Raw genomic sequence first — 15752 nt, 5'->3', positions numbered from 1 at the left:
TTCGGAGGCGCGACATGACCCTGGCAGCATTCAAACAGACCATCCGGCAGGCCGCACAGGACGGCACCCTTGGCGGCAGCGTAATCGGCGACGGTGTGATGATCCCCGGCCTCGATGGTGAGGTGCCTCTGGTCTATGCGGACTACGTTGCCTCCGGCCGGGCGCTGCGCCAGGTTGAGGATTTTGTGGCGGCGCAGGTGCTGCCGTTCTACGCCAACTCCCACACTGAGGCGTCCTACTGCGGCACGCAAATGACCCGCCTGCGCCGCGAGGCGCGCAGCGAAATCGCCCGCCTCACCGGCGCCACGGCACAGGATGCGGTGATCTTCACCGGGTCGGGCGCCACCGCGGGCCTCAACCGGCTGGTGAGCCTGTTCGGTGTCAATGAGGCCGCGCGGCCGGTGGTCTTCATCGGCCCGTATGAGCACCACTCCAACATCCTGCCCTGGCGCGAAAGCAAGGCGCAGGTGGTCGAAATCCCCGAGGCAGAGGAGGGCGGGCCCGACCTGGCGGTACTGGAACTGGCGCTGAAGCAGCATGCGGACAGTGACCTGAAGATCGGCAGCTTCTCCGCCGCCTCCAACGTGACCGGCATCGTGACCGATCCTGATCCCATCAGCCGCCTGCTGCACGCTCATGGCGCGCTGGCGGTCTGGGACTATGCCGGCGGCGGCCCTTACCTGCCGGTCGACATGGGGCAGGGCGGCGCCGCCCGCAAGGATGCCGTGGTCGTGTCACCGCACAAGTTTCCCGGCGGCCCCGGCGCCTCCGGCGTGCTGGTCGTCAACACCGGCGCGGTGCGCCGCCGCTGCCCCTCGTGGCCGGGCGGCGGCACCGTCAGCTTTGTCTCCCCCTGGCGGCATGAATACAGCCAGAATCTGGCCGCCCGCGAGGAGGCCGGCACCCCAAACGTGATCGGCGACATCCGCGCCGCCCTGGCGTTCCTGGTCAAGGAGGCCGTGGGCCAGCAGCAGATCGAGGCCCGCGAAGCCAAATTCGCGCAGATGGCCTGGGACGGCTGGTCCGCCAACCCGCGCCTGCGCATCCTTGGCCACCGCGAGGCCCACCGGCTGCCAATCTTCTCTTTCCTGGTCACGGACGGGGCGGGCAGCCCGGTGCATCAGCAGCTGTTCACCCGCATGCTGAGCGACGTCTACGGCATACAGGCCCGCGGCGGCTGCGCCTGCGCAGGCCCTTATGCGCACCGGCTGCTGGGCATCAGCGAGCCGGAGTCGGAAACCCTGTTCGCCGACCTGCAAGCGGGAGAAGAGATGAAGAAACCCGGCTGGGTGCGGCTCAACTTCTCCTACCTGATGGAGGAGAAGACCGCGCAGTACATCATCGATTGCGTGAACGATCTGACGCTGAAAGCAGGGGAAATTGCCGCCCGCTACAACGCTGATCCGGCAACTGCACGGTTCAAATCCCGGGCCGCCTAGGCCCAACCGGAACGGGTGCTTTCCCGCGCCAGGGAAGCACCTCACATGCTTGTGATATGTAGGCAGCCGGCCCCTGCATTTAAAGGGGGAATGTCTATCCCAAATCCCCCGCGACGGGCGGTCGGCGCCATGGCACGCTTGAACCAGTAGTTAATTGGTTGGAGCAAAATCATGGCTCTCAAGCTTTCCGCCCCTGTCGGCGACAAGAAACGGATTACCAAGCCGGACCCCAAGACCGGCGAAAGCAAATTCAAACCGGTCAAGAACGCCCCCGCGGATGTCGAACTTGTCCGCCTGATGCTCAAGGCGAACGGCCATTCCGTCGAAATCAGCACCAAATGCGATGCCGGGCTGATCAAGACCATCAAGGATTTCCAGAAAAAGAAGCTGGGCTTCAAAAAGCCCGACGGCATCGTCGATCCCGGCATGCGCACCTGGAACGCTGGCCTGCCCAAGCTGGCCGCGATGCATGCCGCCGACACCAAGATTGAACGGGTTGAGGTTGTCGAGAACGGCAAGACCAAGCTGATCACCGTTGCCGAGTTCGAGGCGGGGCAGGAAGAATTGCGCCGCAAGCTTCTGGCCAAGGCCAACATGATGTACGGCCAGGCGGAATCCTGGGTCGATTTCTGCAACGAGGTGGAAAACACCCGCCAGGGCAACGAGACCTTCCTCAATGCGCTCACGGAATTTGCCGTCAGCGTGGTGAACGACAAGACCGATCCGCCCTGGACCCCGATCCTGAATGCCCGCTCCGAGGCGAGTTTCCTCAAGACATTGACCAGCAAGAAAAAACCGGACTGGAAAAAGGTCTACAAGCAGGATGTGAAGGCCTCCAAGGCCTATAACACCGGCGGCAAGGCGTTCAAGAAATTCATCGACCAGCGGATCGCCACCGCAGGCGGCATCGTCTGGAAGCTGGAAGTGGTGCGCGAAGTTTCCTTTGCCGTGGTGGAAACCTACATGACCGCGCGCCTGGTGGCGACTAAGGGTATGTCGCCTGCCAAGGCTCACGCTGTCGCTGCCGCCAGCACCGAGGCGCTGAAATCCAGCGCGGGCCAGCTGGGTGAGCATCTGGCGGGCAACAAGGTGACATGGGACGGCGCCGCCAAGAAAGTGTTCATCGACAGCTTCATTGCCGGGCTGGCGGGCGCTGCAGGCGGCAAGCTGACCGCCAAGCTGTCGGCAGGCCTCGCCGATGATCTGGCCAAGGCCGCAGCCTCGAAACTCTCCCGCGAGATGCCCAGGAAAGCGGTGAAGGTCTTCTTTGAGAAGTTCCTGAAATCCAAGGCCGGGGAGGCGATGGTGACGGAAGCCCTGAAGGAAACCATCGGCCTGGCCAAGCCGCTGATCGAAAAAGGCCGTCCGCCGAACACCAAGGAGATCAAGGAAAGCATCGCCAAGATCCTGACCGCAGGCATCATGTCCGCAGGGGCCGGCAAGGCGCTGGAGAAATTCTCCTCCGGCTTCACCTCCGGCGCGGAGAAGTTCCTCAAGACCAAGCTGGCGCCCGCCGCGCTGGAGGGTGCGGTCAAGAAGGATTTGATCGCCAAATACGGCGCCAAGGCCACCGAGGATTTCATCAAGCTGCACGGTGACGCTGTCTATGGCGAGATCTCCAAGCAGATTTCCGGCAAGACGCTCAGCAAATATGCAGGCGAGGCCCTGAACAGCGCCGACGGCTCGCAATCGGCGGCGACCATGCAAAAGCAGGCCAACGAGGCGATGCGCAAGGACATGGAGCTGCGCAAGCAGATCCAGAAGATCATCATGGCCGAGGCCAAGCGCAAGATGCCCAAGACGGCCGCGGCGCATTAACGCCAGCGGTTCTGTCGGCGGGAGCTGCCGCAGGGGGGCGGCAGCCTGGGGGAAGCGTCATCTTGGTGCTTCCCCGTCCGCGTTTGGGCCGTTATGACGGGTTGGAATTAAGGAGCCCGTATTATGACCCAACTCACACCGCAGCCCGGTATCATGGACATCGCTCTGTATCAGGGCGGGGCAGCCCATGTGAAAGGGGTGAGCAATGTTGTGAAGCTCTCCTCGAATGAGAACCCGCTTGGCCCCAGCCCCCGCGCCATTGAGGCGATGCAGGCGGCGGCGGCCAGTATGCACCGCTATCCCAGTTCGGATCATGCAGCGCTGCGGCAGGCCATCGGCGAGGTGCACGGGCTGGAGCCGGAGCAGATCATCTGCGGCGCCGGCAGCGACGAGATCATCGCCTTCCTGTGCCAGGCCTATGCCGGTCCGGGGGATGAAGTTCTCTATACGGAACACGGCTTTGCCATGTACCGCATCAGCGCACTGGCGGCCGGCGCCACCCCGGTGGAGGTGAAGGAGCGCGAGCGCGTCACTGATGTGGACGCGCTGCTGGAAGGCTGCACCAACCGCACCAAGCTGGTCTTCATCGCCAACCCCAACAACCCCACCGGCACCATGATCAGCGAGGCCGAGGTCGCGCGGCTGGCCGATGGCCTGCCCGATGGCGCGCTTCTGGTGCTGGACGGCGCCTACGCCGAATATGTCGAGGGCTTTGATGCCGGCGCCGCGCTGATCGCATCCCGCAGCAACGTTTTCATGACCCGCACCTTCTCCAAGATATACGGCCTGGGCGGCGCCCGGATCGGCTGGGGCTACGGCCCCAAGGAGATCATCAACGTCCTGAACCGTGTGCGCGGGCCGTTCAACGTCTCCAGCACCGCGCTGGCGGGCGCTGAGGCATCCGTGCGCGATACGGATTATGTCGATCACTGCCGGTCCGAAAACGCCAAGTGGCGCGCCTGGCTGGCCAATGCGCTGGCCGAAATCGGCGTGCCGTCGGACGTCTCCAGCACCAATTTCATTCTGGCGCGTTTCAGCAGCCAGGCCGAGGCCGAGGCCTGCGACCTGTACCTGCAAGCACAGGGGCTGATCGTGCGCCGGGTGGCGGGCTACAACCTGCCCACAGCACTGCGCATCACCATCGGCGACGAAGACTCCTGCCGCCGCATCGCGCAAGGCGTCAAAGCATTCAAAGAGGGGCAGGCATGAGCAGCCAGGAAAACGGCCAGGTCTACGGCCGCGTCGCGCTGATCGGGCTGGGCCTGATCGCGTCCTCGATGTTCTGGGCGATGAAACGCGCAGGCCTTGCGGGCGAGGTCACCGGCTATGCCCGCAGTGAGGAAACCCGTGCGACGGCTCGCAAAATCGGCCTCTGCGACCGCGTCTGCGACAGCGCGCGCGACGCTGTGAAAGACGCCGACCTGGTGGTGCTCTGCGTCCCCGTCGGCGCCATGGGCCCGGTGATGGAAGAGATCGCCCCGGTGCTGAAACCCGGCGCCACGGTCTCTGACGTGGGCTCCGTCAAACGCCACGTGATCGAGGCGGTGCAGCCGCATATCCCTGAGGGCGTTCATTTCGTGCCTGCCCATCCGCTGGCCGGGACGGAGCATTCCGGCCCCGAATCCGGCTTTGCCGAGCTGTTCGACAACCGCTGGTCGCTGCTGGTCCCGGTCGAGGGCACAGATCCCGCCGCCACGGCCCGTCTGCGCGCGCTGTGGGAAGGCATGGGCGCCAATGTCGATGAGATGGACGCCGACCACCATGACCTGGTGCTGGCCGTCACCTCCCACACCCCGCACCTGATCGCCTACACGATGGTGGGTGTGGCCGACGACCTGCGCCGGGTGACCGACAGCGAGGTGATCAAATACTCCGCCGCGGGTTTCCGCGACTTCACCCGTATCGCCGCCTCTGATCCGACCATGTGGCGCGACGTGTTCCTGACCAACAAGGACGCCACGCTGGAAATTCTCGGCCGCTTCACCGAGGAACTCTTTGCCCTCCAGCGCGCCATCCGCACCGGCGACGGCGCGCATCTGCACGATTACTTCACCCGCACCCGCGCCATCCGCCGGGGCATCATCGAGGCCGGCCAGGACACCGACGCGCCGGACTTCGGCCGGGTGCAAAAGAAATGATCCGGGCCGGTGCTGTCCTTGCGGCTCTGGCCTTGGCGGCGGCGCCGGCCTTGGCGGAAAACCAGCCGGAACGCGCCCCCGAGCTGCGGGAGCTCGCCGCCCTCAGCGCCCCGGCAGCAGCCCTGCCGCCCATGCCTCTGCCGCAGGCCCGTGCAGGCACCCAGGCGACCGAGGTGCTGTTCGGCCGCAAGAAACGCCTCAAGGGCGCGGTTTGCGGCGACGCGGACATCAAGGGCGATGAGGCCGGCACTGTGGCAGGCGCCTTGCCCGGCTGTGGCGTCAAGGATGCGGTCAGGGTGCGTGAAATCGCCGGGGTGCGGCTCAGCCAGACGTCGCTGATGACCTGCAACACCGCCCGGGCGCTGAAGACCTGGATCCACCGCGAAGTGGAAACCGCCTTCGGGCGCCGCAACAAGGTGGTCGGCCTGCGGGTCGCGGCCCATTACGCCTGCCGCACCCGCAACAACCGTCCCGGCGCCAAGATCTCCGAACATGGCAAGGGCCGGGCGATCGACATTTCCGGCTTCACCCTGGCCAGCGGCGAGACCGTCACCGTTCTGCACGGCTGGAAAAAACGCAAGACCCGCAAAAAGCTGAAAAAGATCTGGCGCGCCGCCTGCGGCCCCTTCGGCACCGTGCTGGGGCCGGAGGCCGACCGTTACCACAAGGACCACTTCCACCTGGATATCGCCCGCCACCGCGGCGGCTCCTACTGCCGCTGACGGCGGCCGCCGCCAGGCGGCGCTCCCCTGTTCATCTGGCTGAAAATATCCCGGAGCGCGAGGCAGAGCCTCGCACAGTCCTGCCCTTGCCAGCGGTGAGCAGGCTGCGTGCGGGCGCGCGGTCAGCGGATGATCAGCCGCGGCGCATGGCCCAGGGGCAGCGGGCCGAGGGTGACATAACCGTCCCTGAACCCCAGGGCGATGTCGAGGTCGCGGGAATTACCGCTGGCCTCTGCCAGCAGGCCCAGAACCCGCTCCACTGTGCCGCGCAACGCAGGCGGCAGCGCGCCGGTGCGCTCGGCCATCAGCACCAGCCCGCGCCAGTTTTCCGCCTGCAGCGCGATTTCCCCCTCGGGCAGCCCCTGCGCGTCCACCGTCAGCGCGCCGGTCGCCTTCAGCCACAAATCACCCCAGCGGGCATCGGCCAGTTTCAGATCAATCCGGCGCGGCTGCGGCCGCTGCTGCTCCAGCGCTGACCGGTCCCAGGCGGCGTCAAAGGCAACCGTCATCTCCAGCGCCAGCGTATCGAACCGCTCCGGCAGGGCAGAGCTGGCCGCCAGCAGCCGCCGCCAGGCCGCGCGCGGCGCAAACTCCTGGGCGCCGGCGGTGATCCGGTAGGTCTCGGGGCTGTCCGCTTGCACCATGCGCAGGTCCAGCGCCGCGCCGCTCAGCACCGTCTCGCCGCCGCGCTCGATCTGCCAGCTGTCCGCCACCGCCGCCAGCCGCTCCAGCTCCAGCGCCGTGCCGGGCTTCAGGTGCAGGCTGGCCTGCAACCCGTCTGCGGTGATCACCGCAGTCCGGTCGAAATACGACAGCCGCTGCGCCGTCGCCGGGAAATGCAGCTCCAGCCGCCCGGGCCAGGCGGCGGGGCTGTCCAGTTCCAGCCAGTCCGCCCGCCAAGCCGTGCCGGTGCGGGGATCCGCCAGGGCAGGGCGGCTGATCCGGGTCTGGTGCCGGAACGGATAGCCCTGTGTCTCCAGCCCGGAGTATTCCGCCTGCCAGCCCCGGCTGTCCTGCGCATCGAACCAGGCCTCGATGCCGTTCTTCAGCCCCCAGGCCGCCGCCGCCCAGTACAGGCTCCACATTGCCGCAATGGCTATCAGCAGTTTTGCCAGGCGCATCGGATAGCCTCTTTTGTCCGCAACAGGATTGCTGTTTATAGGGGGGCAGCAGAAAGGGCCAGACGACATGACCATGTGGGTATTCGGATACGGATCACTTCTTTGGAACCCCGGTTTCCCGGTGGCCCGGCGCGAGGTTGCGGTGCTGCACGGCTATGCCCGCTCCTTCTGCATGACCTCCATTCACCACCGCGGCACCGAAGACCACCCCGGCCTGGTGCTGGCGCTGGACGCGGCCGAGGGCGCCCATTGCAAGGGCATCGCGCTGTCGGTGGAGGCCGGCCACGAAGAGCAGACCCTGGCGGAGCTGCGCGAGCGCGAGCTGATCTCCTCGGCCTACCTGGAGCGTGACCTGGAGGTGGAGCTGGCGGGTGGCTCCATGGTGACCGCCGTGACCTACGTGATCGACCCGCACCACGTGCAGTATTGCGGCGGCCTCAGCCTTGAAGAGCAGGCGCAGATGATTGCCCATGCGGTCGGCGGGCGCGGTCCCAATACCGAATACCTCTACAACACTGCTGAACATCTGGCCGAGATCGGCCTGCATGACAGCGACTTGGACTGGCTGGCGGGCCGGGTGCGGGAAATCACTGCCTGAGTCCCCTCCGGACGTGCCGGTCAGGGCAGCAGATAAGGCATCCACAAAGGGCGGCGCCCGCCCGTTTCGCCGGAGGCAACCCCGCGGTTTGAGGGGCGGACAGGCGGTTGCAGGTCCGGGAAACGCGGCCGTTCGGGAAACCACAGCGCCGGACAGCCATAAAGCCTTGGCGCTCCTGGCACTTTGCTTATAGGCTGCGAACCAAATAAGAGCAGACATAAGTGTCAGGAGCCAAGACGTATGGCGCAGCCAGACCGCAAGACCCGGCCGCAGTTCTCCCAGCCGGTGCGGCAGATCATCATGATGCTGATCGCGCTGGGGCTTTCCGGATTCGGGGCCTTTGTGGCGCTGCCGCGGGTGCTGCCGGTGTTCCAGGCCAACCCCTGGCTCAACGGCTTTATCGTCTTCGTGTTTGTGATCGGGGTGCTGGCCTGCTTCTGGCAGGTGGTGCAGCTCATCGGCTCGGTGCGCTGGATCGAACGCTTTGCCGCCGGCGACAACCAGGACCACCGCCGCCCGCCGTCGATGCTGGCACCGCTGGCGTCGCTGCTGGCGACGCGCAGCGCCCGGATGCAGCTGGGCTCCGCCTCGACCCGCTCCATCCTGGACTCGGTCGCCAGCCGCATCGACGAAGACCGCGAGATCACCCGCTACATCGTCAACCTGCTGATTTTCCTCGGCCTTCTGGGTACCTTCTACGGCCTGGCCACCACGGTTCCCGCCGTCGTCGACACCATCCGCAGCCTGGCGCCGCAGGAGGGCGAAGAAGGCCTGTCGGTTTTCAATCGCCTGATGACAGGTCTTGAGGCGCAACTGGGCGGCATGGGCGTGGCCTTCGCCTCCTCGCTGCTGGGCCTTGCCGGATCGCTGATCGTGGGCCTGCTGGAACTGTTTGCGGGCCACGGCCAGAACCGCTTTTACCGCGAGTTGGAGGAATGGCTCTCCTCGATCACCCGGGTCAGCTTCTCCTCCGGCGAGGACGGCGCCGGGGACAGCGGCGTGGTTTCGCAAGTGCTCGACAACATGGCCGAGCAGATGGACGCGCTGCAGGCGATGTTTGCAGAAACCTCCGAAGGCCGCGCGGCGGTGGATCAGAAACTGGGCGCGCTGGTGGAGACCATCCAGGAGATGAACCAGCGCCAGGAGCAGACCGGCACCATTACCGCGGCACTGGACCGGGTGGCAGTCGGGCAGGAAGCGCTGACCGAGATCCTGCGCGCGCAAGGAGAGCAGGGGGCGATCGACGCCGAAAGCCGGATGCGGCTGCGCTCGATCGACGTGCAGATGCTGCGCATCCTCGAAGAAATTTCCGCGGGCCGCCAGGAAAGCCTGGCAGAGCTGCGCAAGGACATCGACCTGATGATCAAGGCCTTCGCCCGCCCGCGCGGCCTCTCGCGCGGCGGCTTGCCGGGCCGGGACGCGGGGGAATAACCTATGGCCCTTTCCCGGCGCACAGGACAGCGGTTCCAGGCCTCGATCTGGCCCGGGTTTGTCGATGCGATGACCGGGCTGCTGCTGGTGCTGATGTTTGTGCTGACCATCTTCATGGTGGTTCAGTTTGTGCTGCGCGAGACAATCACGGGCCAGGAAAGCGAGCTGGATGAGCTCTCCGCCGAAGTCAGCGCGCTGGCCTCCGCGCTGGGGCTGGAGGAGCGGGAAAACAGCCGCCTGAACGCCCGGCTGGGGGCGCTGACCTCAACGCTCAACACCGCGGAACAGGACCTCGAGCGGGCGCGCAACCTGATCACCTCGCTGACCGCAGAGCGCGACCGGCAGGCGGGCGAACTGTCCGAGGCCGCCAGCCGCATCACCAGTTTCGAAGCGCAGGTGGCGGCGCTGATCGCCAGCCGCGACGCGGCCCAGGCGCGGGTCGCTGACCTGAGCGCAGAGCGTGAAAGCCTGGAAACGGCCCGCGCCAAACTGCTCAGCGAGCAGGAGGCATTGAACCTGGCGCTGGCCCAGGCCCGCGGCGAGATCGACGCCCAGGCCGAAGCGGCCCGTTTGGCCGCGGCACAGCGCGAGGCGATGGAAGCGCTGATCGCCAGCCTGGAGGCGGAGCAAACAGCAAACACTGAAGAAATCGCCGGTCTTCAGGAACAGCTGAGCGCCGAGGAAGCGGCCCGGATGGTGGAAGCCGCCGCCGCCGAAGCCCTGCGCGAAAAGCTGCAATCGGCGGATGCTGAGCTGACCGCCATGACCCTGGCGCTGGAGGCGCAGCGGCAGGAGGCTGAGGATACGCTGACATTGCTGGCCGCTGCCGAGGCCGCAAAGAAGCAGCTCGACGCGCAATTGTCCGAACTGGAGACGGCCCGCGCAGGCTCGGACGCCGAAGCCGGGCGGCTGGCGGCAGAGCTGGCAGAGGCCAAGGCGGCGCTGGCCGCGGCGGAAACTCAGGCCAGCGAGCTGGACGTGCTGCGCCAGCGGCTGCTGGCGGCAGCCGCCGCGCAGGAGGCGGCGGAGGCCACCGCGTCGGACCGGCTGACCCAGGCGGAAGAACGCGCCGCCCTTCTGGCGCAAGCCCGCGAGGCGCTCTCGCAGGAGAAAGCGGTGTCAGAGGAGGCCCGCCGAGAAACCGCGCTGCTCAACCAGCAGGTGGCGGCCCTGCGCGAACAGCTGGGGGGCTTGCAGGCCATTCTGGACGACTACCAGGCCCGCGACGCCGCGCAGCAGGTGCAGCTGCAGAACCTGGGCCAGGACCTGAACGCAGCCCTCGCCCGCGCCGCATCAGAGGAGCGCAGGCGGCGGCTGCTGGAGGAACAGGAGCGCAAGCGCCTGGAAGCCGAAGCCGAGGCGCTGGCCAGCAAGGCACAGGACCTGGAGCGCTACCGGTCGGAGTTCTTTGGCCGTCTGCGCGACCTTTTGGGCACCCAGGAGGGCGTGCGCATCCAGGGCGACCGTTTTGTCTTTGCCTCCGAAGTGCTGTTTGCGCCTGGCAGCGCCACCCTGTCGGCTGAGGGCAAGGTGGAGATCGCCAAGGTGGTGTCGATCCTGCAAAGCGTGGTAGCAGCGATCCCGCCGGAAATCAGCTGGATCATCCGGGTAGACGGCCATACCGATGACACGCCTTTGGGCGCACATCCGAAATTCTCCGACAACTGGGAGCTCAGCCAGGGACGGGCGCTGTCGGTGGTGCGCTATATGGTGGAGGCGCTGGGGGTGCCGCCGTCGCGGCTTGCGGCCAACGGGTTCGGGGAGTACCAGCCGGTGAACCCGGCGGACACGCCCGAAGCGCGCGCCCAGAACCGGCGCATTGAGCTGAAGTTCACCGAGAAGTAATCCGGGCCGGCGCCTTGCGGATCCGCCCCGTGCTGCGGCTGGCGCCCGCGGCCGGCCAAAGGGGCTGCGCCAGCGCGGCCGGCGGAAGGTGCAACCCGCTTCACTAATGGAGACAAGCTACTAGTTACGCACGGGTTGCTGCCCCACCGGGCAGTAGGGCACTATTAAAACTATTGCGAATGCGGGAGTTATCAACTTTTGAAGGAAAACGTCCCGCGCGTTGCAGCCCCAGCGGCGTATTCCGGCGCGCTCCCGCCCGGCGCCTGGCCGCCCCGCTGGGGCGTCCGCGCCGGTTGGGCCGCGCATCTGCCGGGGCTGCTGCCCCGGCAGATGCGGCACCGTGATACAGCAAAGCTTTAGTCCGGGGTGTCCGCCAGCCTCATGCTGCTGCTGAAGCTGTCCACCTCGCTGCCGCCGCGCAGCAGGCGCGCCGTTCCGGTATAGCTGCCCGCAGGCCAGGACCCGCCGCGCAGACGGCGGCCGGTGGCGCGGAAGAACTGCGCCTGATCCTTTTCCAGCGCTTCTCGGCGGCTCACAAACTCACCGCCGGGCCCGGTCACCGTCAGCTCCAGCGTGTCGCCGGCCTGGCCGCCAAAGGCGTAGGCCCAGAACACGAAGGCCGGGGCATCCGCGGCCAGCGGCGCCTGGTCGGCGGTGCCATCCTTGATCGCCTGGTATTCGGGAATGGCAGTGCTGAAGCCTGCGCCCAGCACGCCGCCGGGCCGGTAGGGCAGCGGGTCGGCCCAGAGCGTCTGCCCGGACGGACTGGCGCAGGTGCCGGAACTGTCCGGCGCAAAGGGATCCACCACCGCGCCGTCCTTGCGGACAGACAGATGCAGATGCGGGAACTGGGTCTTGCCGGACAGGCCGACTTCGCCCAGGGCATCTCCGGCCTTGACCTTCATGCCGCTTTGGACCCGGATCGAGCCGCGCTTCATGTGGCAATACTGGGTTTCCCAGCCGCCGCCATGCCGCAGCACAACGCCGTTGCCGCACTCCTTGCCTTCAATGGCCGCGGCATTCTCTGCGGTCGCGTACTGGTCCGGCATGGTGTTGCGGCTGCCCAGGACGACGCCATCCGCGGCGGCGCGGACCGTGGCGCCGGCCCGCATGTCCGACAGGTAGGGCAGGGCGATGTCCGTGCCCTTATGGCCCTCATAGCTGAGAGTGCCGCAGGTGAAATCCTCGGCCCCGGGGCCCGGGTCATGGTCCACAAACTGCTGGATGTGGCAGTCCTGGCCAAGGGTGCAATCCAGCGGGAATTGCAAACGAAAATCGCCCGCCGCGGCGGGCGCGGCGAGCGATAAAGCGATCAGCAGTCCTGCGGGGCGCATCAGTCCGCGGTCAGGAGCGGCGGCCGGTCGCCGGAAATCCGCGGCTTGCCCGGACCCTCCAGGCGCAGATCCAGCTTGCCGTCCTTGATCCCGACCTTGACGACGCCGCCTTTGGTCAGCTTGCCGAACAAGAGCTCCTCTGCCAGCGGCTTCTTGATGTGCTCCTGAATGACCCGGCCCAAAGGCCGCGCGCCCATGCGGTCGTCGTAGCCCTTGTCGGCCAGCCATTCGGCCGCCTTGCGGGTCAGCTCGATGGAGACGTTGCGGTCCATCAGCTGCGCTTCCAGCTGGAGGACGAACTTCTCGACCACCTGCAGGATCACCTCTTTGCCCAGCGGCGCGAAGGAGATCACCGCATCCAGGCGGTTGCGGAACTCCGGCGTGAAGGTGCGCTCGATGGCGGCGGTGTCCTCGCCCTCGCGGCGGTCGCGGCCAAAGCCGATGGCAGCCTTTGCCATGTCGGAGGCGCCCGCGTTGGAGGTCATGATCAGGATCACGTTGCGGAAATTGACCGTCCGGCCGTTGTGGTCCGTCAGCTGGCCGTTGTCCATCACCTGCAAGAGGATGTTGTAGACATCCGGGTGCGCCTTTTCGATCTCATCCAGCAGCAGCACGCAGTGCGGGTGCTGATCGACGCCATCGGTCAAGAGGCCGCCCTGGTCAAAGCCGACATAGCCCGGAGGCGCACCGATCAGGCGGGAGACCGCGTGCTTCTCCATGTACTCGGACATGTCAAAGCGCAGCAGCTCCACACCCAGCTGATCTGCCAGCTGTTTCGCAACCTCGGTCTTGCCGACGCCGGTGGGGCCCGCAAACAGATAGTTGCCAATCGGCTTCTCCGGCTCGCGCAGGCCGGCACGGGCCAGCTTGATGGCACTCGACAGGGCGGTGATCGCATCGTCCTGGCCGAAGACCACGCGCTTGAGCGACTTCTCCAGATCTTTCAGCACCTCGGCATCGTCCTTGGAGACGTTCTTGGGCGGAATACGGGCGATCTTCGCCACGACCGCTTCGATATCCTTGACGCCGATGGTCTTGCGGCGCTTGCTTTCGATGATCAGGTGCTGCGCGGCGCCGGCCTCATCAATCACGTCAATCGCCTTGTCGGGCAGCTTGCGGTCGTTGATGTAGCGCGCCGACAGCTCCACCGCGGTCTTGATCGCGTCGCCGGTGAACTTGATGCCGTGATGCTCCTCGAAATAGGGCTTCAGACCCTTCAGGATCTCGATGGAATCTTCCACCGACGGCTCATTCACGTCGATCTTCTGGAACCGGCGGGACAGCGCGCGGTCCTTCTCGAAATGCTGGCGGAACTCCTTATAGGTGGTGGAGCCCATGGTGCGCAGCTTGCCGCCCTGCAGCGCAGGTTTCAGCAGGTTGGACGCATCCATCGCGCCGCCCGACGTGGCGCCTGCGCCGATCACGGTGTGGATCTCGTCGATGAACAGCACCGCGTCCGGGTGGTCCTCCAGCTCGGAGACCACGGCCTTCAGCCGCTCCTCGAAATCGCCGCGGTAGCGGGTGCCCGCCAGCAGCGCGCCCATGTCGAGCGAATAGATGGTGGTTTCCGACAGGATCTCCGGCGTCTCGCCCGAGACGATGCGGCGCGCCAGGCCCTCGGCGATGGCGGTTTTGCCAACGCCAGGATCGCCCACCAAGAGCGGGTTGTTCTTGCGGCGGCGGCACAGCACCTGGATGCAGCGCTCCACCTCGTGGTCGCGGCCGATCAGCGGGTCGATGTCGCCGTCGCGGGATTTCGCGTTCAGATCGACGCAGTATTTCGCCAGCGCCGACTCTTTCTTTTCGCCCTCGGGGGCGGTGGTCAGGTTGTCCTCTTCCTGCTCCGTCGCGCCTGTGACCGGGCGGGATTCCCCATAGGCCGGGTCCTTGGCGACGCCATGGGCGATGAAGTTCACCGCGTCATAGCGGGTCATCTCCTGGTCCTGCAGGAAATAGGCGGCATCGCTTTCGCGCTCGGCAAAGATGGCGACCAGCACATTCGCCCCCGTTACCTCAGTCCGGCCGGAGCTTTGGACGTGGATCGCTGCGCGCTGGATGACGCGCTGGAAGGCGGCGGTCGGCACCGCCTCGGAGCCGTCGATATCGGTGACCAGATTGGCAAGATCCTCATCCACGAATTCCACCAGGGAGGATCGCAATTCGGTCAGGTCGACACTGCAGGCGCGCATCACGCGGGCCGCGTCGGGCTCGTCGATCAGGGCCAGAAGCAGATGTTCCAGGGTTGCGAATTCGTGACGGCGTTCATTCGCCAGCGCAAGCGCTGCGTGAATGGCCTGTTCCAGGGTGCTCGAGAATGAAGGCACGGGCGTGCTCCTCTGATCTTGGGTTGGCCGGCGGGGCGGTATTAACCAACCCCTCAGTTCAACCATGTGCTTATATGGTTAGAGTTTGGTTGATAGAGCGCCGGCTTCAAGGGCTTTTCTTCATTTTACGGTCACAATTATTTTCTCCCTGTTGCACCCGGACGCCCTTGATTTGCTCAGAAATTGTCTTTGCGCTTGCGGATTTCGGCAAAAACTTCTGCGTCATCAGCATCTTCCATGCCCAGATGCGCTTTGATGGCGCTATCACCGGCGCGCAGGAACGGATTGGTGCCAAGTTCCAGCTGCAAGGACGAAGGCACTGTCGGGTCACCCTTTTCCCGCGCGCTTGCGATATCGCGGATGCGGTCCTGCAACGCCGGGTTGCCCGGATCCACAGTGGCCGCAAAGGCACCGTTAGACTGGGTGTATTCATGGCCTGAGTAAACCATAGTTTGCGGCGGCAGCGCGGCAAGACGCGACAGGCTGGCCCACATCTGCTGCGGCGTGCCCTCAAACAGCCGCCCGCAGCCCAGTGCCATCAGGCTGTCGGCGGTGAACACCGCGTCCGCGCCGGGGATGTAATAGGCGATATGCCCCACCGTGTGGCCGGAAACATCCATCACCTGCACCTCCTCGCCCAGCAGGGTGAATGTGCCGCCGTCCTTCACAGCCAAGTCCAGATCAGGCAGCCGGTGCGCGTCCGCCTCGGCACCGGTCACCTTGGCGCCATAAGCCTCCCGCAGCTCTGCCACGCCGTCCACATGGTCCCAGTGGTGATGCGTCAGCAGGATCCAGTCCAGCCCCCAGCCGCGTTCCTCAAGCGCTGCCTTGATGGCGCCGGCTTCGGGCGCGTCCACCAGCGCGGTCTCGCCCGAGTCCGGATTATGGATCAAAAAGGCATAGTTATCGGACAGGCAGGGCAGGGTGATGATCTCAAGAGGCATGGTCATTCGCCTTTACATTGCTAAACTGCGCCCAGATT

Annotated in this window: 12 protein-coding genes; 8 read left to right on the top strand and 4 right to left on the bottom strand. The window is 65.9% G+C overall.

Annotated features, from left to right (window positions below):
- The first annotated feature begins 14 nt into the window (after positions 1-14).
- From CAER_RS0108255 to CAER_RS0108235, 5 genes are all read left to right on the top strand, one after another.
- A complete protein-coding gene (locus tag CAER_RS0108255) occupies positions 15-1439 on the top strand; it encodes an aminotransferase class V-fold PLP-dependent enzyme (RefSeq protein ID WP_027234902.1) in 1425 nt (474 codons plus the stop codon).
- A 171-nt stretch (positions 1440-1610) separates the two neighbouring features.
- On the top strand, positions 1611-3257 hold the full coding sequence (locus CAER_RS0108250; protein ID WP_027234901.1) for a hypothetical protein: 1647 nt from the start codon (positions 1611-1613) through the stop codon (positions 3255-3257).
- 123 nt (positions 3258-3380) lie between these two features.
- Positions 3381-4466 carry a histidinol-phosphate transaminase gene (gene hisC / locus CAER_RS0108245; protein WP_027234900.1) on the top strand — a complete coding sequence of 362 codons (1086 nt, stop codon included), beginning with the start codon at positions 3381-3383 and terminating at the stop codon, positions 4464-4466.
- Positions 4463-5395, top strand: a complete 933-nt coding sequence (locus tag CAER_RS0108240) for a prephenate/arogenate dehydrogenase family protein (protein WP_027234899.1) — start codon at positions 4463-4465, stop codon at positions 5393-5395. Before hisC ends, CAER_RS0108240 begins: the two co-directional genes overlap by 4 nt.
- The gene (locus tag CAER_RS0108235) at positions 5392-6117 is read left to right on the top strand and encodes an extensin-like domain-containing protein (RefSeq protein ID WP_027234898.1); all 726 of its coding nucleotides are present in this window, start codon (positions 5392-5394) and stop codon (positions 6115-6117) included. The genes CAER_RS0108240 and CAER_RS0108235 overlap by 4 nt, the downstream gene beginning before the upstream one ends.
- Before the next feature lie 122 nt (positions 6118-6239).
- Here CAER_RS0108235 and CAER_RS0108230 read toward each other — a convergent pair whose 3' ends face one another.
- Positions 6240-7238 (bottom strand): DUF2125 domain-containing protein, encoded by a 999-nt coding sequence (locus tag CAER_RS0108230; RefSeq protein ID WP_027234897.1) that lies wholly within the window; start codon positions 7236-7238, stop codon positions 6240-6242.
- 67 nt (positions 7239-7305) lie between these two features.
- Here CAER_RS0108230 and CAER_RS0108225 point away from each other — a divergent pair, with 67 nt between their 5' ends.
- The 3 genes from CAER_RS0108225 (at position 7306) to CAER_RS0108215 (ending at position 11112) form a co-directional block, all read left to right on the top strand.
- On the top strand, positions 7306-7836 hold the full coding sequence (locus CAER_RS0108225) for a gamma-glutamylcyclotransferase (protein ID WP_027234896.1): 531 nt from the start codon (positions 7306-7308) through the stop codon (positions 7834-7836).
- Between the two features lie 240 nt (positions 7837-8076).
- Positions 8077-9267, top strand: a complete 1191-nt coding sequence (locus tag CAER_RS0108220) for a biopolymer transporter ExbB (protein WP_027234895.1) — start codon at positions 8077-8079, stop codon at positions 9265-9267.
- A gap of 3 nt (positions 9268-9270) precedes the next feature.
- A complete protein-coding gene (locus CAER_RS0108215) occupies positions 9271-11112 on the top strand; it encodes a peptidoglycan -binding protein (RefSeq protein WP_027234894.1) in 1842 nt (613 codons plus the stop codon).
- Between the two features lie 356 nt (positions 11113-11468).
- Here the strand turns inward: CAER_RS0108215 and CAER_RS0108205 are convergent, their stop codons facing one another.
- The 3 genes from CAER_RS0108205 to gloB all read right to left on the bottom strand — a co-directional run bounded on the left by CAER_RS0108205 (position 11469) and on the right by gloB (position 15720).
- Entirely contained in the window at positions 11469-12446 is a 978-nt protein-coding gene (locus CAER_RS0108205; RefSeq protein WP_027234893.1) for a M23 family metallopeptidase, read from the bottom strand.
- Positions 12446-14770 (bottom strand): ATP-dependent Clp protease ATP-binding subunit ClpA, encoded by a 2325-nt coding sequence (clpA, locus tag CAER_RS0108200; protein WP_027234892.1) that lies wholly within the window; start codon positions 14768-14770, stop codon positions 12446-12448. Before clpA ends, CAER_RS0108205 begins: the two co-directional genes overlap by 1 nt.
- 176 nt (positions 14771-14946) lie before the next feature.
- Positions 14947-15720, bottom strand: a complete 774-nt coding sequence (gene gloB / locus CAER_RS0108195) for a hydroxyacylglutathione hydrolase (protein ID WP_036797170.1) — start codon at positions 15718-15720, stop codon at positions 14947-14949.
- Between the last annotated feature and the right edge of the window lie 32 nt (positions 15721-15752).

Source organism: Leisingera caerulea DSM 24564 (assembly GCF_000473325.1).
GTDB classification, from domain to species: domain Bacteria; phylum Pseudomonadota; class Alphaproteobacteria; order Rhodobacterales; family Rhodobacteraceae; genus Leisingera; species Leisingera caerulea.
Note: the sequence above shows the minus strand (reverse complement) of the source record. Positions and strands in the feature narration are given on the sequence as shown.